The sequence below is a fragment of the Phytohabitans sp. LZ39 genome (genome assembly GCF_059359075.1).
The window spans coordinates 269,970-293,409 of the sequence record NZ_JCADBM010000004.1; the positions used below are offsets into that span (position 1 = coordinate 269,970).

The 23,440-nt window shown below is 75.6% G+C and carries 6 protein-coding genes; 2 read left to right on the forward strand and 4 right to left on the reverse strand.

Annotation, left to right across the window (positions count from 1 at the left end):
- Positions 1–3 precede the first annotated feature (3 nt).
- Positions 4–1,008, reverse strand: coding sequence for a FecCD family ABC transporter permease (locus AC5L36_RS10300; RefSeq protein ID WP_441214727.1), 1,005 nt, complete (start codon positions 1,006–1,008; stop codon positions 4–6).
- 26 nt (positions 1,009–1,034) lie between these two features.
- Here AC5L36_RS10300 and AC5L36_RS10305 point away from each other — a divergent pair, with 26 nt between their 5' ends.
- Together AC5L36_RS10305 and AC5L36_RS10310 are read left to right on the forward strand one after the other, a co-directional pair.
- Entirely contained in the window at positions 1,035–2,714 is a 1,680-nt protein-coding gene (locus AC5L36_RS10305) for an ABC transporter ATP-binding protein (protein ID WP_441214728.1), read from the forward strand.
- A complete protein-coding gene (locus tag AC5L36_RS10310; RefSeq protein ID WP_441214729.1) occupies positions 2,711–4,459 on the forward strand; it encodes an ABC transporter ATP-binding protein in 1,749 nt (582 codons plus the stop codon). Before AC5L36_RS10305 ends, AC5L36_RS10310 begins: the two co-directional genes overlap by 4 nt.
- 284 nt (positions 4,460–4,743) lie before the next feature.
- Here AC5L36_RS10310 and AC5L36_RS10315 read toward each other — a convergent pair whose 3' ends face one another.
- Genes AC5L36_RS10315 through AC5L36_RS10325 form a run of 3 tightly spaced genes read right to left on the reverse strand, consistent with a single transcriptional unit; the run spans position 4,744 to position 23,422 of the window.
- Positions 4,744–4,959 (reverse strand): MbtH family protein, encoded by a 216-nt coding sequence (locus tag AC5L36_RS10315; RefSeq protein WP_441214730.1) that lies wholly within the window; start codon positions 4,957–4,959, stop codon positions 4,744–4,746.
- Positions 4,956–22,424, reverse strand: a complete 17,469-nt coding sequence (locus AC5L36_RS10320) for a non-ribosomal peptide synthetase (RefSeq protein WP_441214731.1) — start codon at positions 22,422–22,424, stop codon at positions 4,956–4,958. Before AC5L36_RS10320 ends, AC5L36_RS10315 begins: the two co-directional genes overlap by 4 nt.
- A complete protein-coding gene (locus AC5L36_RS10325) occupies positions 22,421–23,422 on the reverse strand; it encodes an iron-siderophore ABC transporter substrate-binding protein (protein ID WP_441214732.1) in 1,002 nt (333 codons plus the stop codon). The genes AC5L36_RS10320 and AC5L36_RS10325 overlap by 4 nt, the downstream gene beginning before the upstream one ends.
- Positions 23,423–23,440: the final 18 nt, after the last annotated feature.

Below are 23,440 nucleotides of genomic sequence, written 5' to 3' on the forward strand. Positions count from 1 at the left end.
CGCTCACAGCCGGGCCAGCTTCCGTCGCCGGCACAGGGCGATGAAGACCGGCGCGCCCACGAAGGCGGTGACCACGCCGGCCTGGAGCTCGGCGGGCGCGATCACCACCCGGCCGACGACGTCGGCGCCGAGCAGGAGCACAGGGGCGAGCACCATCGAGTACGGCAGCACCCACCGCTGGTCCGGCCCCACGATCATCCGGGCCACGTGCGGCACGGCGAGGCCGACGAAGCCGATCGGACCGGCCGCCGCCGTGGCCGCCCCGCAGAGCAGCGTCACCGCGACCGCGCCGAGCACGCGGGTGCGGCCCACGTGCGCGCCGAGCGCCCGGCCGGCGTCGTCGCCGAGCGCGAGCGCGTTGAGCGGGCGGGCGAGCAGCAGCGCGAGCACGATGCCGACCGCGATGAACGGCGCCACCCGCACGAGCGTGTCCTCGCGGCGGCCGGCGAGCGAGCCGACCACCCAGTACCGGAACTGGTTGAACGCCTCCGGGTCGAGCAGCAGCACCGCGTAGGTGACCGCGCCGAGCGCCGCGCTCACCGCCGCGCCGGCCACGACGAGGCGCTCGGGGGTGGCGGCGCGGCCGGCCGAGCCGATCAGGTACACGAGCACGGAGACGGCCGCCGCGCCGAGGAACGCGAACCACACGTACCCGACGACGCTGGTCACCCCGGCGTACGCGATCGCGAGGGCCACGGCGGCGGCCGCGCCGACGTTGACGCCGAGCAGTCCCGGGTCGGCCAGCGGGTTGCGGGTCACCCCCTGCATCAGCGCGCCGGCGAGCCCGAGCGCGGCGCCGACGAGCACCGCGAGGAACGCGCGCGGGATGCGCAGTTCGTGGATGATCGCCGCGTCGCTGGAGCCGTCGTCGTGCCACAGCACGCTCCACACGGCGGTGAAAGGGATCTGCTTCGACCCCACCCACACGCTCACCAGGAAGACAAGGAGGAGTGCACCGGCGGCGACGAGTAGGCCAGTGCCCTTGGCCACCCCTCTCGCCACATCCACGGTTGTTAGATTAGCCTCGCCTTACTATGCGAGGTGATCGAGGGACAGTCCTGGGCCGGGCGATCGGTGGCCAGCGGCGGCACGTGGCCGTGGCGGCTCTCCTGGCGGCCGGACACCAGGCCGGCGAGGCGCTCGTACCCGTGCTGATCGGTGTGGTCATCGACACCGCGGTGGCCACCGGATCGGTGACCCGGCTGGTGCTGTGGCTCGCCGTGCTGGGCGGTGTCTTCGCGGTGCTGTCGTACAGCTACAGGTTCGGCGCCCGCGCGGCCGAGCGGGCCTCCGAGTGGGCCGGCCACGACCTGCGGGTGGGGCTCACCCGCCGCATCCTCGACCCGCGCGGCGGCGCCGAGACCGGGCGCCTGGCCGGCGAGCTGACCAACATCGCGACCGGCGACGCCCGCCGGGTCGGCGGCGTCAACGTGGTGCTCCCCGCCGGCATCGCCGCGCTCACCGGCCTGCTGGTCAGCGCGGCCGCGCTGCTGTGGATATCGGTGCCGCTCGGCCTCGTCGTGCTGCTCGGCGCGCCGCCGCTGCTGTGGCTCGGCCACCTGCTCGGCCGCCCCCTGGAGCGCCGCAGCGCCGTCGAGCAGGAGCGCGCCGCACACGCCTCGGGCGTCGCCGCCGACCTCGTCGCCGGCCTCCGCGTGCTGAAGGGCATCGGCGCCGAAGGGGCGGCGGTCGCGCGCTACCGGCGTACCAGCCAGGACTCGCTGTCCGCGACGCTGCGGGCGGCCCGGGCGCAGGCCGCGCACGACGGCGCGATCCTCGCGCTGACCGGGGTGTTCATCGCGGCCGTCGCGCTGGTCGGCGGCCGCCTGGCCGCGAACGGCGACATCAGCGTCGGCGACCTCGTCGCGGCCGTCGGCCTCGCGCTCTTCCTGCTCACCCCGCTCCAGCTCCTCGCCTGGGTCAACGCCCAGCTGGCACAGGGCCGCGCCTCGGCCGGCCGGATCGCCGCGGTGCTCTCCGCGCCGCCGGCCGTCGCCGCGGGCCAGGGGCGGATGCCCGATCCGGTACGCGGCCACGTCGCCCTGTCCGGCGTCCACCACGGCGCGCTGTCCGGTGTGGACCTGGAGGTGGCGGCCGGCGAGCTGCTCGGCGTGGTGGCACCCGACCCCGCGGCCGCGACGGCACTGCTCGCCACGCTCGCCCGCGACACCGACCCCGACGCGGGCACGGTGACGCTGGACGGCGTTCCGCTGTCCACACTGGACCCGGCCGAGCTGCGCGGCGCCATCCTCGTCTCCGCCCACCACGCGATCCTCTTCGCCGGCACCCTGGCGTCCAACGTCTCGTCCACCGGGGACGGCGAGGTCGGCCGGGCGATGGCCGCGGCGGCCGCCGACGAGGTCGCACACAGCCTCCCGGACGGCGCGGATACCGTGCTGGGCGAGCGGGCGCAGTCCCTCTCCGGCGGGCAGCGCCAGCGGGTGGCTTTGGCCCGCGCGCTGGCCGCGGATCCCCCGGTGCTCGTGCTGCACGACCCGACGACCGCGGTCGACGCGGTCACCGAGGCGCGGATCGCGGCCGGCATCCGCGAGGTCCGCGCCGGCCGCACCACCATCGTGGTGACGACGAGCCCCGCGTTGCTGGCGGCGACCGACCGCGTGGCGGTCCTCGACGGCGGCACGGTCACCGCGCTCGGCCACCACGCCGACCTCGTCGCGAACGACCCCTCCTACCGTGCGGCGGTGCTCCAGTGAACTCCGAGGTCCTGCTCCCGACCGCGAGCGGGCGCGAAACGTGGGCCGCCGTACGCGAGCTGCTGCGCGGCCGGCGGCTGACGGCGGGCGTCGCGTTCGCCGTGCTGGTGGCGGCGACGTCGGCCAGCCTGTTCACCGCGCCGCTGCTCGGGCGGATCGTCGACCTCGTCGCGGACGGCCGCCCGGCGAGCGCGCTCACCACACCGATCGTGTTGCTCGCGGTCGTCGCGGTCGTCCAGGGCGCCCTCACCGCGCTCGGCGTGACGCTCGTCGCCGGCGTGGGCGAGGAGATGCTGGCCCAGCTCCGCGAACGGTTCGTGGCGCGGGCGCTGTGCCTCCCCCTCGACCGCCTCGAACGGGCCGGCTCCGGCGACCTCAGCGCCCGGGTCACCGCCGACGTGGCCATCGTGGCCGAGGCGGTCCGGCGCGCGCTGCCCCAGCTCGCCCGCTCCGGGCTCGCGATCGTGCTCACGCTCGTGGGCATGGCGGTGCTCGACTGGCGGTTCCTGCTGGCCGCGCTGCTCGCCGTGCCCGTGCAGGCGCACACCGTGCGGTGGTACGTGCGCAAGGCCATCCCGCTCTACGCCGAGCAGCGGGTCAGCGTCGGCGTCCAGCAGCAGCAGCTGCTCGACACGGTGGGCGGCGCCGCCACGGTGCGCGCCTTCCGCCTCGCCGACCGCCACGTCGACCTGGTGAACGAGCGCTCGTCCGCCACGGTCCGGCTCGCGCTGCGCGCGGTGCGGCTGATGACGAGCTTCTTCGGTCGGCTCAACCTGGCCGAGTACATCGGGCTGAGCGCGGTGCTGGTCACCGGGTTCGTGCTGGTGCGCGCGGACGCCGCGACGATCGGCACCGCGACCGCCGCCGCGCTGTACTTCCACAACCTCTTCACGCCCTTCAACGTGGCGCTCTCCCTTGTGGACGACGCGCAGGTGGCCGCCGCCGGACTCGCCCGGCTCGTCGGGGTGGCGTCGCTGCCGGCGACCCCGCACACCGCCGCGCCGGAGATGGTCGGCGGGTCGGTCAAGGCGGCCGGGCTCGGCCACTCCTACGTGCCCGGCCATCCCGTGCTGCGCGACGTCGACCTGCACATCGAGCCCGGCGAACGGGTCGCGCTGGTCGGCGCCAGCGGCGCCGGGAAGACCACGGTGGCCAAGCTGATCGCGGGCATCCACCGCCCGTCGAGCGGCACGGTCCACCTCGGCGGGGTACGCCTCGACGAGCTCGGCCCGGCCGCGACCGGCGGGACCGTCGCGCTGATCACGCAGGAGGTGCACGTCTTCGCCGGCCGGCTCGACGAGGACCTGCGCCTCGCCCGGCCCGGCGCCAGCGACGCGGAGCTGCGCGCCGCGCTCGAACGGGTCGGCGCGCTCCCCTGGGCGCGGGCGCTGCCGGACGGACTGTCCACCGTGGTCGGTGAGGGCGGGCACCCGCTCACGGTCACCCAGGCGCAGCAGCTCGCCCTCGCCCGCCTGGTGCTCGCCGACCCACCGATCGCGGTGCTCGACGAGGCCACCGCCGACGCCGGCAGCGCGGGCGCCCGCGTGCTGGAGGAGTCGGCCGCCGCCGCGCTGGCCGGGCGTACCGGCCTGGTGGTCGCGCACCGCCTCACCCAGGCCGCGGCCGCCGACCGGGTGATCGTGCTGGAGGCCGGCCGCGTGGTCGAGGCCGGCACCCACGACGACCTTGTCGCGGCCGGCGGCCGGTACGCCGCCCTGTGGGCGGCCTGGTCCACGACCCGCTAGGCCTGGCACGCCCCCGGGGAAACGTGGAGCGCGGCGGAGCGTTTTCTGGGGGTGCGTTTCCCGCGGCCTCACCCGTCCGCCGTTGGTCGCGCTCACTCGCGAAGACCGCCGAGGGGCTTGTCCCGCGGACCCGGCAGCGGACGGCCGGGGATCTCGGCTCGCCCTCCGAGCCGCCGGCCGGGAGCGGTGCCCGCGGGAGCATACGGTCCGCGGCTGACGCGGACGCGGGCAAATATGTCTCCGAGAAACGGACGGGCGGCGACCCTGACCCCGAAAGGTCTCGGCTAGCCGCGGTCGGCCATCGACTCGCGCAGGCTGCGCGGGCGCAGGTCGGTCCAGTGTGTCTCGACGTACGCGAGGCAGGCGTCCCGCGAGTCTTCGCCGAAGACGGCGGTCCAGCCCTCCGGGACGTCCACGAAGGACGGCCACAGCGAGTGCTGCTCCTCGGAGTTGACGAGCACGTAGTAGCGGCCCTCGGGGTCCTCGAACGGGTTGGTCACGGGGTTTCCTCCTTCGCGGTGCGGGCGATCGCCTCGAGCGCCCGGAACCAGGCCAGCGCCAGGTCCTCGACTGTCTCCTCGGTCAGCAGCGCCGCCGGCCACTCCCACCGGGCGCTCAGCACGAGGCCGCCCGGACGGTCCTCGGCGTGCGCGACGACGGAGAGCGTGTACTCCATCGTCATGCCCGCGTCGGCGCCGCCGCCGACCGCGTCCATCTCCGGCGCGTACGCCCAGTCTGCCGCCTCCGGGAAGTCGAAGCGACCCAGGTAGTTGAACTGGACCGCGGGCACCGGCCGGGCGGCGAGAGTGGCCGCGGTGGCCGGGTTGAGGTGCCGCAGCAGGCCGTACCCGATGCCGCTGTCCGGAATCCGGGCCAGGTGCGACCGGATGCGGGCCACCGCGGCGCGGGTGGCGGGGCCGCCGGCGAGCGCCGCCCCGGCGTCGACCGGGCCGAGGTCCAGGCGCACCGGGTACACGCTGGTGAACCAGCCGACGGTGCGGGACAGGTCGACGAGGTCGCCGGCCACCTGCTCCTCGCGGCCGTGCCCCTCCAGGGCGACGAGAAGGGGGCCGCCCGCCGCGATCGCGAGGCCGGTCAGGAGCACGTCGTTGACGCTCGCGCCGAGCGCCGACGGCACCGGGCCGAGCAGCGCCGCGGTCACCTCGGCCGGCAGCGTCAGCGTCAGCGACCGGGCCGTCGCGACGACGTCGCGGGACCGGTCCGGTGCGGGGCCGAACGACCCGCCGCCGTCCAGGATCTCCGTCCACAGTGGCAGCTCCGCGGCGCGGTCCGGGTCGGTGGCGCGCTCGGCGAGGCGGTTGGCCCAGCTGGCGAACGCCGTGCCGACCGGGGTGAGCGCGGCCGGCCCGTCCCGCCACGCGGCGGCCAGGTCGGGGATGAGGATCCGCCACGAGACGCCGTCGACGACAAGGTGGTGGACGACCAGGAGCAGCCGGCCGGCGCGGCCCGGCCCGGCGTCGAACCACACCGCCCGCACCATCGTGCCGGCGTCCGGGTCGAGCGCGTCCCGCGCCACCTCGGCGGCGCGGGCCACGACGCCCGCCAGGTCCGCCTGGTCCACACCGGACACGTCCACCCGCACCGTCCACCCGGCGGCCGGCGCGGTGCCCCGGCCGCGGACCGCCAGGCGCCAGTCCGGTGTGGACCGGTCGAGGCGGGCGCGCAGCATGTCGTGCCGGTCCACCACCGCGTCGAGAGCGCGCAGGAGCCGCTCCCAGCCGAGGTCGGCCGGCACCTGGAGGACGACCGACTGGTTGTAGCCGTCGATCGGGCCGCCCAGCTCGCGCAGCCAGTGCATGACCGGGGTGAGCGGCAGCTCGGCCGGCCCGTCGCCGGTGCCGGCCGCGACGGCCGTGGCGGTGGCGAGCGGCGCCAGCGCGGCGACCGTGCGGTGCCGGAACAGGTCGCGGGGGCGGATCGCCAGCCCGGCCGCGCGGGCCCGGCTGACCAGCTGGATGGAGATTATGCTGTCGCCGCCGAGCGCGAAGAAGTCGTCGTCCACGCCGACCTCGGCCACGCCCAGCACCTCGGCGAAGACCCGGCACAGCAGCCGCTCGCGGTCGGTCGACGGTGCCCGCCCGGTGCCGGCGGCGGCGTAGTCGGGCGCGGGCAGGGCGGCCCGGTCGAGCTTGCCGTTGGGCAGCAGCGGCAGGCGCTCCAGCGGCACGATCGCGGCCGGCACCATGTGGTCGGGCAGGGCCCGGGCGGCGTGCCGGCGCAGGTCGTCCACCGCGGCGGAGGTGACGGCGTACGCGACGAGGTGGCGGGAGCGCCGGGCGTCGTCGCGCACCACCACGACCGCCTCCGCCACCGCGGGGTGGTCGGCCAGCACGGCCTCGATCTCGGCCGGCTCGATCCGGTAGCCGCGGATCTTCACCTGGTCGTCGGCGCGCCCGAGATACTCGAGGCGGCCGTCCTCGGTCCAGCGCGCGAGGTCGCCGGTGCGGTACATGCGCGCGCCCGCCGGGCCGTACGGGTCGGCCACGAACCGTTCGGCGGTCAGCCCGTGCCGGCCCAGGTAGCCGCGGGCCAGGCCGGCGCCGGCGAGGTACAGCTCACCGGCGGCGCCGGGCGGGAGCAGCCGGAGCGCCGAGTCGAGGACGTAGGCGCGGGCGTTCTCCACCGGCCGGCCGACGACCGGTCGCGCGGTGTCCCGCACCCGGGCGACGAGCGCGTCCACTGTGCACTCGGTCGGCCCGTACAGGTTGTAGGCCTCGGTGCCGGGCAGCATGCGCAGCGCCGTCCACAGTGGCTCGGGGACCGCCTCCCCGCCGACGCCGACGACGGCGAGCGGGCAGTGGCCGTCCCGGACCAGGCCGAGCGCCGCCATCTGGGCGAAGTACGAGGGGGTCACCTCCAGGAAGTCCAGCTCCCGCGCGGCGGCCGCGAGCAGCTCGGGGTCGCGCTGCGTCTCCTCGTCCAGGACGTGCAGCTCGTGCCCGTCGAGCAGCCAGAGCTGCGGCTGCCACGACGCGTCGAACGAGAACGACCAGGCGTGCCCCACGCGCAGGCGCTCCCGCCCGGTGGCGGCGACCGCCGGCCGGTACAGCGTCTCGCGGTGCGAGTGGAAGAGGTTGGCGAGGTTGTCGTGGGTGACGACGACGCCCTTGGGGCGGCCGGTCGAGCCGGAGGTGTAGATGACGTACGCCGCGTCTCCCGGGTGTGCGCGCGGACGCGCTGTCCCGGGGCTCAGCCCGTCGAGCGTCACGACAGGGACGTCGCCGGCCGGGAAGCCCGGAGCCGCCACCACGCACACCGGCGCCGCGTCGGCGAGCATGAACGCGACGCGGTCGGCCGGGTAGTCCGGGTCGAGCGGCAGGTACGCGGCGCCGGCCTTGTGGGTGCCGAGGATCGCGGCGACCATGTCGGCCGTGCGGGGCAGGGCGAGCGCGACGACCCGTTCCGGGCCGGCTCCGTGCGCGACGAGCCGTTCGGCGATCGCGTTCGCGCGGGCGTCCAGCTCGGCGAACGTCCACCGGGTGCCGCCGCTGACCACCGCGGTGCGGTCCGGCCCGGCGGCCACCTGTGCGGCGAACAGCTCCGGCACGGTGGCCGGCTCGCTCGACCGTGCGGCGCCGCGCCCGGCCGCCAGGATCCGCTCCCGCTCGCCGGCCTCGAGCAGGTCGATCCGGCCGACCGGCAGAGCGGGGTCGCCGGCGAGCGCGGCGAGCACGGTGGCGAACCGCGCGCCCAGCCGGGCGACGGCCGGCTCGTCGAAGAGGTCCGCCCGGTACTCGGCGACCAGGCGCAGCCGCGTGCCCGGGTCCACGGCCCAGGTCAGCGGGTAGTGCGTGGCGTCCTCGCCGCCCCCGCCGACGACCCGCACGTCGCCGGGCAGGCCCACCACTTCGGCGGCGCCGTCCGGGAAGTTCTCGAACACGACGAGGGTGTCGAAGAGCTCGCCCAGGCCGGCCAGCCGCTGGATGTCGGCCAGGCCCAGGTGCTGCGCCTCGACGAGGCCGGACTGCGCTTCCCAGAGGCGTTCCAGCACGGTGCCGACCGGGTCGGACGGGGCGCAGCGCACGCGGACCGGCACGGTGTTGATGAACAGGCCGATCATCGACTCGACGCCGGGCAGGTCGGCGGGGCGGCCCGAGACGGTGGCGCCGAAGACCACGTCGTCGCGGCCGGCGAGCCGGCCGAGCACGATGCCCCAGGCGGCCTGCACGAGCGTGCTGACCGTCATGCCGCGCTGCCGGGCGGCCGCGGCGATCCGCGCCGTCAGGTCCACCGGGAGTTCCGTGGTGTGGCGGCGGGGCACGGCCGGCACCCGGTCCGGGTCGGCCGGCGTGATCCGGGTCGGCTCGGCGAGACCGGCCAGCGCCGCGCGCCAGGCCGCCTCGGCCTCCACCCGGTCCCGGCGGGCCAGCCAGGCCAGGTACTCGCGGTACGGCACGGCCGGCGGCAGGGTCCCTCCGCTGTAGAGGGTCATCAGCTCGCGGACCAGCGGCCCGCCCGACCAGCCGTCGAGCAGCAGGTGCTGGTGGGTGAGGACGAGCCGGTGCTCCTCCGGGCCGAAGCGGACCAGCGCGAGCCGCAGCAGGGGCGGCTCGGCGGGGTCGAAGCGGCCCCGCTGCCCGGCAAGGCAACGGGACCACGCCCCGTCCCGCTCGGCGCCGTCCACACCGGACAGGTCCAGCTCCGCCCAGGGCAGGGTGGCCTTCGCCGGTACGACGGCGACGGCGCGGCCCGAGCGCAGGTAGCGGAAGCCGGCGCGCAGGTTCGCGTGCCGGTCGAGCAGGCCCTGCCCGGCCGCCCGCAGCGCCGCCGCGTCGACCGGCCCGGACAGCGCGAAGTACGACTGGACGGTGTAGACGTCCGGCCCCTCGGTGTCCAGGGTGGAGTGGAAGAGCAGGCCGGCCTGGAGCGGCGACAGCGGCAGCACCTCGGCGGCGCCGGTCAGCTCGGCGCGTTCGGCCGCGTCCAGGGCGACCAATGTGGACGGCACCGGTCCGGTATCGACGACCTCGCCGGCCAGTGCGGCGAGGCCGGCGATCGTGCGGCCGGTGAAGACGTCCCGGGGCCGGATCGCGAGCCCGGCGGCGCGGGCCCGGCCGACGAGCTGGATCGCCACGATGCTGTCGCCGCCGAGCGCGAAGAAGTCGTCGTCGACCCCGACCGCGGGCAGGCCGAGCAGGTCGGCGACGACCCGGCTGAGCGCCTCCTCGCGCGCGTCGCGGGGCGCGGTGCCGCCGGTGGTTAAGACCGGTGCGGGCAGCGCCTTGCGGTCCAGCTTGCCGTTCGGGGTGAGCGGCAGCGGCCCGTCGAGCACCATCACCGTCGCCGGCACCATGTAGTCGGGCAGCGACGTGGCGACGTGGGTGCGCAGCGCGGCGCCGTCGAGGGGTTCGCCGGCGGGCACCGCGTACCCGACGAGCCGCGTCACCGTGCCGGTGCGGTGCGGCACGACGGCGGCCTGCGCGACGCCGGGGTGGCCGGCGAGCGCGGCCTCCACCTCGCCGAGCTCGACCCGGAAGCCGCGGATCTTCACCTGGTCGTCGACCCGACCGAGGAAGTCGAGCGTGCCGTCCGCGCGCCAGCGGGCCCGGTCGCCGGTGCGGTACATGCGCCCGCCCGGCCCGGTGAACGGGTCCGGCACGAACCGGGTCGCGGTCAGGTCCGGCCGGCCGAGGTAGCCCCGGGCCAGGCCGCGCCCGCCGACGTACAGCTCGCCCACCACGCCGGGCGGCACCGGGCGCAGGGTGGCGTCGAGCACGTACGCGCGGGTGTTGGGGTCCGGCCGTCCGATGGGGACGGACCCGCTCCAGCCCGGCTCGGCGGGCCAGAGCGTGGAGTTGACCGTCGCCTCCGTCAGCCCGTAGGCGGCGATGAGGCGGACCCGGCCGGCCCACCGCGCGATGAGGTCCGGCGGCACGGTCTCGGTGCCGACGAGGATGACCGATCCCTCGGGCAGCTCGCACTCCGGCGGGAGCGCGGACACCAGCGACGGCGGCAGGATCATGTGGGTGATCCGCTGCTCGTCGAGGAAGTCGGTGAGCACCTTGTCGGCGACCCGGGCCTCGTCGGGCACGAGCACGAGCCGGGCGCCGGTGCAGAGCGCCATTGCGAGCTCGAAGACGGCCACGTCGAACCCGACCGAGGCGAAGTGCAGCACGTGGCTGTCCTCGGTGACGCCCATCCGGTCCTGCGCGGTGGCGACGAGGCTGGCGATGCCCTCGTGCGGCACGACGACGCCCTTGGGACGGCCGGTCGAGCCGGAGGTGTAGATGACGTACGCGGCCTGGTCGAGGTGGACGTACGGGGCCGCCGCGGGGCCGTCCACCGTGGACCCCGCGAGGTCGGCCGGGGTGAGCACGAGCTGGGCGCCGGAGTCCTCGACCATGTACGCGAGCCGCTCGGGCGGGTGCACCGGGTCGAGCGGCAGGTAGGCGGCGCCGAGCCGGAGCGTGGCCAGGATCGCGGCGACCATGTCGGCCGTGCGGGGGATGTCGATGCCGACCACGCTCTCCGGGCGTACGCCCCGGGCGTGCAGCAGCCGGGCGATCTCCTCGGCGCGGGCGTCCAGCTCGCGGTAGGTGAGGTGCCGGTCGCCGTCGACCACCGCGACCGCTTCCGGCCGCGCGGCCACCTGGCGGGCGAAGAGCGCGGGCAGCGACTCCTCCGGCACGGCGCGGTCGGTCGCGTTGAAGCCGACCAGCACCCGCTCCCGCTCGCCGTCGCCGAGCACCTCGATCCGGCTGAGCGGCGAGTCAGGTGTCGCGACCGCGGCGGCGACGAGCCGGTTGAGCCGCTCGCCGAGCCGTTCGACGGTGGCGCGGTCGAAGAGGTCCGTGCGGTACTCCAGCAGCACGTCGAGCCCTTCCGCGCCCTCGACGAACCCGAACACGAGGTCGAAGCGGGCCGTCCCGGTTTCCACCGGCTCGGGCGTCACCTCGAGTCCGTCCAGGACGGCGTCGCCGGCCGCCCGGTTGCGGTACACGACCATCACCTGGAAGAGCGGGTTGCTGGCCAGCGACCGGTCCGGGTTCAGCTCCCGCACGACCGCCTCGAACGGCACGTCCTGGTGCGAGAACGCGGCCAGGTCGGCGCGGCGCACCCGGCGCAGCAGCTCGGCGAAGCTCGGGTCGCCGCTGAGGTCGGTGCGGAGTACGAGCGTGTTGACGAAGAACCCGACGAGGTCGTCGAGCGCCTCGTCGGTGCGGCCGGCGATCGGCGCGCCGAGCGGGATGTCCGGGCCGGCGCCGAGGCGGTGCAGCAGCGCGGCAACCGCGGCGTGCGCGGCCATGAACATGCTGGCGCCCGCGCGCTGGGCCAGGTCGCGCAGCCCGCGCGCCGCGGCGTCGTCCAGGGGTACGGTCAACGCCCCGCCCGCGGCGCCGGCCGCCGGCCCGTGCGGGGTGCGGTCGGTGGGCAGGTCGATCCGTTCCGGCGCGCCGCGCAGCGCCTCCCGCCAGTAGGCGAGCTGCTTCGCCGCGAGACTGTCCGGGTCGGACTCGTCGCCGAGCAGCGCCCGCTGCCAGAGCGTGTAGTCGGCGTACTGCACCGGCAGGGCGGTCCACTCCGGACGGTGACCGGCCCGGCGGGCGGCGTACGCGGTGGCGAGGTCGCGCAGGAACGGCCCGTCCGACCACTCGTCGGTCGTGACGTGGTGCAGCAGCACGGCGACGACGTGCTCGTCCGGCCCGCGCGGTACGACCGTGACCCGCAGCGGCAGATCCTCCGCGAGGTCGAACGGTCGCCGCACGACCGCGTCGAGGTCGGCGTCCGGCACCACCTCCACGACCGGCCGCGCCGCGGCGACCGGCAGGACCCGCTGCACCGGCCGCCCGTCGCGCTCGGCGAAGACCGTGCGCAGCGCCTCGTGCCGGGCCACGACGTCGCCGACCGCGGCGCGCAGCGCGTCGAGGTCGAGGGCGCCGCGGACCCGCATGACGATCGGGAAGTTGTACGCCGCGCTGCCGGCGCCGTCGATCTGGTGGAGGACCCACAGCCGCTGCTGGGCGTAGGAGGCGGGCACCTCGTCCGGGCGGGCGACGGGCACGAGCTTCGGGCGGGCCGGGTCGCCGCCGCCGGCGCGGCTGGCCAGCTCTGCGACGGTCGGCGCCTCGAAGAGGTCACGGATGGCCAGCTCGGCGCCGAGGGCGGTACGGGCCCGGCTGACCAGCCGGGTGGCGAGCAGCGAGTGGCCGCCGAGGTCGAAGAAGTTGTCGTCGACGCCAACCCGGGCTAGGCCGAGCACCTCGGCGAAGAGTCCACACAGGACCTCTTCCTGCGCGGTGGCCGGCTCCCGGCTCGGCGCCAGCGACACGGCCGGCTCCGCGTCGGGCAGCGCCCGAACGTCGAGCTTGCCGTTGACGGTGAGCGGCAGCCGGTCCAGCGGGACGATCGCGGACGGCACCATGTAGTCGGGCAGGTGCCGCTTGAGGTGCTCGCGGAGCGCGGGCACGAGGTCGCCGTGAGCGCGGGCGGCCGCCGGGTCGTTGGTCAGCCTTTTGCGGATCCCCGGCCGGTGGACCACCGGAAGGGTCCCGTCCCGCAGGAAAAGCGCGTCGAGGCTCCCGTCGTCCCCGTCGGCCCACGTGACGTGGACGTGGTAGCCGAGGCGCTCGCCGAGCGCGTGCAGGTCCTCCGGCTCCGTCCCGCCGTCGAAGAGGCGGCCGTTGGGGATGCCCGTGACGCGGGCGGCCGGCCCGCCAAGAGCGTCCAGTGTGGTGTGCGGGGCGTCCACCGGGGGCGCGACCGGCCCGCGGTGGAGCACCGCGTCGTACCGGTAGCGGGTCAGCTCGTTGTGCGCCCGGCCGCGCCGCACCCGCACCGTCGCCGGGGCGAGCGTGGCGAAGTAGTCCGGGTCGACGAGCAGCTCCTTCTCCAGCGCGGCGGCCCGGTCGGCGTTTCCGCCCCGGACGGCCGCGACCGCCTCGTGGAAGTGGCGGGCGAGGCGGAGGTTGCGCACGTCGCCGACGAACACCCGGCCGCCGGGCACGACGAGGTCCAGGGCGCCGGTGAGTACCCGGGTCAGGTACTCCTCGCCGGGGAAGTACTGGACCACCGAGTTGACTACGACGGTGTCGAAGAAGCCGCGCGGCAGCCCGTCGAGGTCGTGTGCCGGCTGGCCGCGCAGCTCCACATGGGACAGTTCGGGGACGAGGGCGGTGTCGGCGCGCAGCCGCTCGATGACCGAGGGGGCGAGGTCGGTGCCCCAGTACGCCTCGCACTCCGGCGCCAGGCGGCTCAGCAGCAGCCCGCTGCCGACGCCGATCTCCAGCACCCGGCGGGGCGCCAGCTCGCGGATCCGGGCGACCGTGGTCTCCCGCCACTCCCGCATGTCGTCGAGCGGGATCGGGGTGCCGTCGTAGCTGCTGTCCCAACCGGAGAAGTCCTCGGTGGACACGGCGGTGCCGATCCGCGTGTACTCGGCGTCGTAGATCTCCCGCCACTCGCCGATCTGCGCGCGCTCCGCCGCCTCGCGCTCGTCGCCTTCCGGCGCGGCGGGCACGACGTAGCCGCTCAGGCGCCCGTCCCGGACGGTCACCGCGGCCTGCGCGACGGCGGGGTGCGCGGCGAGCGCGGACTCGATCTCGCCGAGCTCCACCCGGTACCCGCGGATCTTGACCTGGTCGTCGGTGCGGCCGAGGAAGTCGAGGTTGCCGTCCGGGCGGCGGCGCACCAGGTCGCCGGTGCGGTACATGCGCCCGCCGCGCACCGCGGGGTCCGCGACGAAACGCTCGGCGGTCAGGCCGGGGCGGTCGAGGTAGCCGCGGGCCAGGCCGGCGCCGGCGATGTACAGCTCACCGGCGGTCCCGTCCGGCACGGGACGGAGCCAACCGTCCAGGATGTACGCCCGGGTGTTCCAGATCGGACGGCCGACGGTGGGCGTGGTGCTCTCGTGCGTGCCGCCGCCGAGCGTGTTGATGGTGTACTCGGTCGGACCGTACAGGTTGTAGCCGAACGTGCCCTCGGTGTCGCGCAGCCGCCCCCACACCGCTTCGGAGACGGCCTCGCCGCCGAGCAGCACCAGCGGCGGCACGTGCTCCCCGTCGAGCAGCCCCTCCTCGATGAGGTGCTGCGCGTACGTGGGGGTGACGTTGACGACGTCGATCCGGTGCCGGGCGCAGTACGCGACGAGCGCCTCGGCGTCGCGGCGCAGGTCCTCGTCGCAGACGTGCACCTCGTGCCCCTCGACTAGCCAGAGCAGCTCCTCCCAGGACATGTCGAACGCGAACGACACCGTGTGCGCGATCCGCAGCCGCCGCCCGCCGGCCGCCGCGATCGTCGGGGCGAAGATGGCCTCGCGGTGGTTGAGCTGCATGTTGGTCAGGCCGCGGTACGGCGTGACGACGCCCTTGGGGCGGCCGGTGGAGCCGGATGTGTAGATGACGTAGGCGGGATGCCGCTGGTCGAACCGCAGCCCGAGCGGCCCGGAGTCCTGTGTGGACAGCTCGGCCGCCACCGTCGGGGCGTCGAGCTCCAGGCAGTCCGCCGGCAGGTTCGCCGCGACGGCGGTGGTCGAGACCACGCAGACCGGGCGGGCGTCGTCGAGCATGAGCGCGAGCCGCTCGGCGGGGTGGTCCAGCTCCAGCGGCAGGTACGCCGCGCCCGTGCGGAGCACGGCGAAGAGCGCGACGACCATGTCGGTCGAGCGGGGCAGCGCGAGCGCCACCACCTTCTCCGGGGCCGCGCCGCGGGCGGCGAGCAGCCGGGCCAGGCGGTTGATCCGGGCGTCCAGCTCGGCGTAGGTGACCCGTTCGTCGCCGAAGACGAGCGCGGTCTGGTCCGGTGTCCGGGCGGCCTGGTGGGCCAGCAGGTCGGCGACCGTGTCGTCGGGCAGGTCGTGCCGGGTGGTGTCCCAGTCGGCGGCGAGGCGGTCTCGCTCCCCCGCCGGCAGCGCGTCGAGCCGGCCGACGGGGGTGCCGGCGTCGGCGGCGATCCGCTCCAGCACGGCGGTGAACCGGTCGAGCACGCCCGCGGCGACCGGGCCGGAGAGCACGTCCGGGCGGTACGCGAGCATGACCCGCAGCGCCTCGGCCGGCGTGACGACGAGCGCGAGCGGGAAGTGCGTGGCGTCCACGCTGCCCACCTGCTCGACGCCGTGGCGGTCAAGCAATGTGGCCAGCGCATCCTTGCCACTCCCGGCCGCTAGGCCCGAATCGCCGCCCACGTTCTGGAGCGCGAAGAGCGTGTCGAACAGCCGCGGGTGGCCGGTCTCCCGCTGGATCGCGCCGAGGCCCACGTGTTCGTACGGCATCAGCGCGGTCCGCTCAGCCTGTAGGCGGGTCAGCAGGTCGGCGACCGGCTCGCGCGGGTCGAGGGTGACCCGCACCGGCACGGTGTTGAGGAACAGGCCGATCGCCCGCTCGATGTGCGGGATCGGGGCGGTGCGGCCGGCGACGGTGGCCCCGAAGACGACGTCGGTGCGACCGGACACGGTGGACAGCGCCACCGCCCAGGCGGCGTTGAGGAGGGTGTTGAGCGTGACGCCGCGTTCCCGGGCGACGGCGCGGAGCCGGTCGCTGAGGGCGGCGGTGAGCTCGGCGCGGTGCCGCTCCGGCAGCGTGGGGCGTTCGGTGCGGCCGGCCGGTCCGACGAGGGTGGGCTCGGCGAGGCCGGCGAGCGCCTGTCCCCACGCCTTGGTCGCCCGGTCGGCGTCCTGAGCGGCGAGCCAGGCGAGGTAGTCCCGGTAGGAGCCGGCCGGCGGGAGGTCGGCCGCACCGTCCGCGCCAGCGACGGCCGGTGCCGCGGAGGCGGCGCCGCCGTACAGGCTCAGCAGCTGCTCCAGGAACAGTGACGCGGACCAGCCGTCCCAGAGCAGCACGTGGTGGGTGAGCACGAGCCGGTCCCGGCCACCGCCGAGGCGTACCAGCAGAAGGCGGAACAGCGGCGGGTGGGCGAGGTCGAAGCGGCGGGTGCGGTCCCGCGACAGCAGCGTTTCGAGGCGGGTGTCCCGCTCGGCCGCCGGCAGCGTGGAGAGGTCCACCTCGGACAGTGGAACCTCGACGGTCGCGCCGACGAACTGCACCGGCGCGCGCAGGCCGTCGCTGGTGAAGCCGGCCCGCACGCTGGGGTTGCGGTCGAGCAGGGCGGCGCAGGCGGCACGCAGCCGGGCGGCGTCGACGCCGCGGACGAAGCCGAAGGACGCCTGCGCGGTGTAGACGTCGATGCCGCCGGTGTCGTAGCTGGCGTGGAAGTACAGCCCCTCCTGGAGCGGGGAGAGCGGCCAGACGTCGGCGACCGGCACCGGGCTGGCCCGGCGCACGGTGGCCAGCTCGTCGTCGCTGAGCGTGACGAGCGGCCCGCCCGTTTCCCAAGAGGGCTGCCCTGTGCCCGCCGGGACGCCAAGAGGGCTGCCCTCTTGGGGCGCGGGCGCGGCCGCTTCGGCCAGGGCCGCCGGCGTGCGGTGGGCGAAGACGTCGCGCGGGCTGACTTCCAGGCCGGCGGTCCGGGCCCGGCTGGATACCGCGATGGAGAGGATGCTGTCGCCGCCGAGCGCGAAGAAGTCGTCGTCCGGGCCCACCTCGGGCAGGCCGAGCACGTCGGCGACGGCGGCGCAGAGCAGCCGTTCGCGGTCGTTCCTCGGCGCGCGTGAGACGGCCCGGGTCGCGTCGGGCGCGGGCAGCGCGGCGCGGTCCAGCTTGCCGTTCGGCGTCCGCGGCAGCGTGTCGAGCGCGACGAAGGCGCCGGGGACCATCGGCTCGGGCAGGACTGCCGCGAGCTCGTCCCGCAGGACCGCGACATCGGCCGGGCCGGCGACGTACGCGACGAGCCGGACGCCACCCGGGCCGTCCGCGCGGGCGACCACCGCGGCGTCCGTCACCCCGGGGGCGCGGCGCAGCCTGGCCTCGACCTCACCCGGCTCCACCCGGTTGCCGCGGATCTTGACCTGCTGGTCGGCGCGGCCGAGGTATTCGAGGGCCCCGTCGGGCCGTCGCCGCACGCGGTCGCCGGTGCGGTACATGCGCTCCCCCGGCTCGCCGTACGGGTCGGCGACGAAGCGGCCCGCGGTCAGTCCGAGCCGGTCGTGGTACCCGAGCGCCAGCTGCGGGCCGGCGATGTACAGCTCACCGGTGGTGGCCGGCCGCAGGAACGGGTCGAGCACGTAGAGGCGGGTGTTCCACACCGGACGTCCGATGGGGACGGTGCTGCCCTCCGCCCCGTCCACGTCCCAGGACGTGACCTGGACGGCGGACTCCGTCGGGCCGTAGACGTTGTGCAGCGGCGCGCCGGCCGTGGCCAGCCAGTGGCGGGCGGTCTCGGCGGTCAGCGCGTCACCGCCGGCCAGCACCCGCCGCACCCCGGCGAACGCGCCCGCGCCGGCGTCGGCGAGCGGGCCGAGCAGCGACGAGACGGTGACGACGGTGGTGACGCCGTGCTCGCGGACCAGCTCGGCGACGTACCGGGGGTCGCGCAGCCCGTCCGGCTTGGCGAGCACCACCGCGGCCCCGGCGGTGAGCGGCCAGAAGATCTCCAGGATCGACGGGTCGAAGCTGGCGGAGAGCTGGTGCAGGACGCGGTCGTCGGGCCCGAGGCCCCACCTGTCGCGGGCCCAGGCGAGCTGGTGGCCGATCGCCCGGTGGGTGACGAGGACACCTTTGGGTGTGCCGGTCGAGCCGGAGGTGTAGAGCAGGTAAGCGGGGTCGCTCGCGGTCGGCGGCGGTCCGTCGACGGCCGGGCCGTCGATGTCGAGGTCGCGGAGGACGAGCGTGGCGCCGGAGTCGGCGAGCAGGAACGCGATCCGGTCTTCCGGGTAGTCCACGTCGACCGGCAGGTAGGCGGCGCCGGCCCTGAGCACGCCGAGCAGCGCGACGATCTGCTCCACCGAGCGGGGCATGGCGACGGCGACGACCTGTCCGGACCGGACGCCCCGCGCCCGCAGCCGCCCGGCGAGCGTGCCGGCGCGCGCGTCCAGGTCGGCGTAGGACACCCGCTGGTCGCCGGCGACGAGTGCGGTCGCCTGTGGACGGAGCGCGACCTGCTCCGCGAAGGCGGCGACGAGCGTGGTCCCCGGTACGTCCCGGGCCGGTCCGGCGAGCGGCTCCACCGGCGGGATCAGGTCGACGCGGGCGGCCAGCTGGTCCGGGTCGGCGGCGACCGCGGTGAGCAGCCGGGCGAGCTGGTCGGCGACGTCCCGCACCGTGGCCGCGTCCAGCCGTGCGGCGTCATGCTTGAGCCGCAGCTCGAGACGGTCGCCCGGCATGACGATGAGAGCGAGGGGGTAGTGGCCGGTGTCCACGTAGTCCGGTACGCCGGCGCGGAGCGTGCCGCCCGGGTCGGTGAGGTCGCCGTCGACCGGGTAGTTCTCCAGCACGACGATCGTGTCGAAGAGGTCGCCGAGCCCGGCCATCCGCTGGAGCTCGGCCAGCCCCACGTGCTGGTGGTCGAGGAGCGCGGACCGCTCGGCCTGCAAGGTGCCGAGCGCGGTGGCCAGCGACTGGCCGGGACGCCAGCGCATGCGTACCGGCAGCGTGTTGACGAGCAGGCCGACCAGCGACTCGACGCCGTCCACCTCGGCGGCCCGGCCGGAGACGGTGGTGCCGAAGACGACGTCGGTGCGGCCGGTGAGGCGGCCGAGCAGCAGGCCCCAGGCGCCCTGGACGACGGTGCCGAGGGTGAGGCCGCGCTCCCGGGCCCGGGCGGTGAGACCGGCGGTGACCTCCTCGGGCAGCGCGACGCGCACCTCCTCGTGGCGCGGCGGCGCGGTGGCGGCGGCCGGTGCGAGCATCGTCGGCTCGTCGAGCCCGGCGAGCGCGGCCCGCCACGCCTCGGTCGCGGCCGCCCGGTCCCGCCCGCCGAGCCAGGCCAGGTAGTCGCGGTACGGCGCGGGCGGCGGCGGTGCGGCGCCGCCGTAGAGGGCGAGCAGCTCACGGAGCAGGACGGAGACCGACCAGCCGTCGGCGACGATGTGGTGGAAGCGCAGGACGAGCTCGTGCCGCTCGGCGTCGCGCCGGACCAGCGCCGCCCGCACCAGGGGCCCGGCGCCGAGGTCGAACGGCGCGTCCACATCGGACCAGGGCAGCTCGACCGACGGCGCGATCAGCTGCACCACCCGCCCGTCCGGCCGCTGCCGGAACGTGGCGCGCAGCGGGGCGTGCCGGTCGACGAGCGCCTGTGCCGCGCGGCGCAGGGCCGGCACGTCGAGCGGCCCGGTCAGGTCGACGGTGAGCCGGACCGCGTAGACCGCGGAGCCGGGATCGAGGTGGGCGTGGAAGAAGAAGCCCTCCTGTAGCGGCGACAGCGGCAGCACCTCGGCCGCGTCCTCGCCCGGCAGCGGCTCCAGGACGACGGCGGGCAGCTCCACAGTGGACCCGCCGGCACCCGCGGCCGTGGCGAGCGCGGCGGCGGTCCGGTGCCGGAAGACGTCCCGCAGCGACAGCGCGAGGCCGGCCTCGCGGGCCCGGATCAGCAGCTGGATCGCCACGATGCTGTCGCCGCCGAGCGCGAAGAAGTCGTCGTCCACGCCGACGCCCGGCAGGTCGAGCACCTCGCCGAACAGCGCGCACAGCACGCCTTCGCGGGCGTCCCGGGGCGGCGTGCCGGTGGCGAGCGCGGCGAAGTCGGGAGTGGGCAGCGCCTTGCGGTCCAGCTTGCCGCTGGCCGCGACCGGCAGCCGGTGCAGCGGCACGATCGCCGACGGCACCATGTACTCCGGCAGCCGCTCCCGGGCGTACGAGCGGACCGACCGCAGGAACGCGTTGACGTCCAGGAACGCGGCGGGGGTATTCGCCAGCGCCGGCCGGACCCGCTGGCCGGGGCGGTACACCGTGCCGAACCCGGTGCCCGGCCGGGCGAACACCGCGTCCAGCTCGCCGACAAGGCCGTCGCCGGCCCAGGTGACACCGACCTCGTAGCCGAGCTCGGCGGCGAGGTCGTGCAGGTCCTCCGGTTCGACGCCGCCGACGGCCAGGCGCGCGTTGGGGATCCCGGTGACGCGCAGCCGCTCGAGCCGGCGCGTCCGGAGCAGGTCGAGGGCCTGCGGCCACGGCGCCTCGGGAGCCGCCGTCGCCGGGGCCGGCGGCGAGAGCACCACGTCGTACCGGTACCGGCTCAGCTCGTTGTGGTAGCGGCCCCGCTTGACCCGCACGTCGGCCACCACACCGGGCAGGGTGGTGAAGTAGTCCGGGTCGAGCAGCAGCTCGCGCTCCCAGGCCACGGCCCGGTCGACGTCGGCCGGCCCGCCGCCGCGCACCGACTCGATCGCCGCGCGGAAGTGGCGCAGCAGGCGGTGGTTGCGGATGTCCCCGGCGAAGACCCGCCCGCCGGGCGCGAGCAGGCCGAACGCGGCGGTCAGCACCGACGTGAGGTAGGCGGCGCTCGGGAAGTACTGCGCCACCGAGTTGACCACGATGGTGTCGAAGAAGCCGCGCGGCAGCCCGTCGAAGTCGTGCGCCGGCTGGCAGCGCAGCTCCACGTGCGGCGGGATCCCGGTACGCAGCCGCCGGATCGCCTCCGCCGACAGGTCGGTGGCCCAGTACGCCTCGGTGTGCGGGGCGAGCGCGGTGAGGATCAGTCCACTGCCGACACCGATCTCCAGCACCCGGCGCGGGCGCAGCGCGAGGACGCTCTCCACGGTGGCGTCCCGCCAGGCGTGCATCTCGTCGACGGGCAGCGGTTCGCCGTCGTAGCTGCTGTTCCATCCGGCGAACGGGTTGTCCACCGCGTCCGTCTTGAAGAGCGCGTCGTGCGCTTCCCGCCAGCCGCGCACGTGCGCGTCGACCTCCGGCGTGGCGCCGACGGCCGGCACCACGTAGGCCGCCAGCCGCTGGTCCCGCGCGACGACGGCGACCTGCGCGACGGCCGGGTGTCCACCGAGGACCGCCTCGACCTCGCCCGGCTCGATCCGGTACCCCCGGATCTTGACCTGGTCGTCGGCCCGCCCGACGAAGTCCAGGCGCCCGTCGTCCAGCACCCGCACGAGGTCGCCGGTGCGGTAGAGGCGGGTGCCGGGCTCGAAGGGGTTGGCGACGAACCGCTCCGCGGTCAGCGCGGTCCGCCCCAGGTAACCGCGGGCGAGCCCGGCGCCGCCGAGGTACAGCTCACCGAAGTCCGCCGGCCGCAACCGGGAGTCGAGAACGTGGACCGCCGTACCGGGGTCCGCCACTCCGATGGGGACGGACGAGGACGCGGTGGATGGATCGCACAGGCCCAGCGTGGAGTTGACGGTCGCCTCAGTCGGGCCGTAGGCGTTGAACATCCGCCGGCCGCGGGCGTGCCGCGCGACGAGCTCCGGCGCCACCCGCTCTGTGCCGGCCAGCAGCGTGGCCCCCTCGGGCAGCACGCAGTCGGCGGGCAGCGCGGCCAGCAGCGCCGGCGGCAGGATCATGAAGTTGGCGCCGTGCGCGTGGATGTAGTCGGTGAGCGCCGGTCCGGGCACCCGCCGCTCGGCCGGCACGACGACGAGCCGCCCGCCGGAGAGCAGGCCGAGGCACAGGTCCCAGAACGCGACGTCGAAGCTCGGCGACGCGAACTGGAGCACGCGGCTGTGCGGCCCGACGCCGAACCGCTCGACCTGCGTGGCGAGGAGCTTCGCGACGCCGGTGTGCGACAGCACGACGCCCTTGGGGCGGCCGGTGGAGCCGGAGGTGTAGATGACGTAGGCGGCGTTGGTGACGTGGAGCGACCGGACCGGGTCGGTGTCCGGCTGGCCGTCGGCGAGCCCGTCCAGCGAGTCCAGGACGCACACCGGCGACGCGTCGGCCACCATGAAGGCGATCCGCTCGGCCGGGTAGTCGGGGTCGAGCGGCAGGTAGGCCCCGCCCGCCTTGAGCACCGCCACCTCGGCGACGATCATGTCGACCGAGCGGGGCAGGGACAGCCCGACGACCTGCTCCGGGCCGACGCCGCGCGCGACGAGCGCGTGGGCCACCCGGTTGGCGCGGGCGTTGAGCTGCGCGTACGTCAGCTCGGTGTCCTCGAAGACGAGGGCCACCGCGTCCGGCGTCGCGCGCACCCGCGCCTCGAACAGGTCCGGCCAGGTCGTTCCACTGCTCACTTGTTGCCGCCTCCGGCGAGGATCGGTACGACCTGGTCGATCGCGTACGGGATGCTCAGCACGGTGTTGAAGGAGAGCGCCCCGCCCAGCGGCGGCTCCTCGTACGGCAGGAACGTGGCCCGCCCTTCCTTGGCCACCGCGAGCCCGGCGTAGACCTTGTCCGCCTTGACCCGCGACTCAGCCGTGGGATCGCTGCTGAGGAAGAGCAGGCGGTCGACGTCGACGAGGTCGAGCCGCTCGGAGCTGACGACCGTGGCGTTCTCCTTGCCGGCGAGCTTGGTGATCTCGTCCGGGATGGTGAAGCCGAGCGCGGTCAGGAACACCGCCTTCGGGTCGCTGCCGGCGAAGACCGCGTACTGGCCGGGCTCGAACGGGTCGACGACGGCGGCCGTCTTGCCGGCCCACTCCGGGTGCTGCGCGCGCACGTCGGCGAAGCGCTTGTCGATGCCGGCGATCAGCTCCTTCGCCCGCGCCTCCTTGCCCAGCGCCTTGCCGATCGCGAGCGTCATGTCCTGCCACGGCGCCGCGTAGTCGTCGAACTTCGGCGGCTGTCCCACCGTCGGGGCGATCTGGGACAGCGTCGCGTAGTTCTCCTTCGTCATCCCGCTGTACTGGGCCAGGATGAGGTTCGGCTTCAGCGCGGCGATCTTCTCGAAGTTGTACTCGTCGCGCTCGCCGACGATCTCCGGCGGCGCGGAGCCCCACAGCGGCTGGGCCCACGGCCACTTGCCGAACGGCTTCTCGCCGAACCAGTCCACCGCGCCGACCGGCTTGACGCCCAGCGCCAGCACGGCGTCCTGGTCGCTGAGGCCCAGCGTCACCACCCGGGCGGGCGCCGCCTTGATCTCGGTGCTGCCGTACTTGTGGGCCACCGTCACGGGAAAAGAGCCCTGGCCGGACGCCGCCGCGGGTTCCTCCGGATCGGAGCCGGAACCGCAGGCTCCCAGAGCCAGTGCGGCCGCGAACGCGGCCACCACGGGCATGCGTGATCGCAACATGTCGCTCCCCTGGGACTG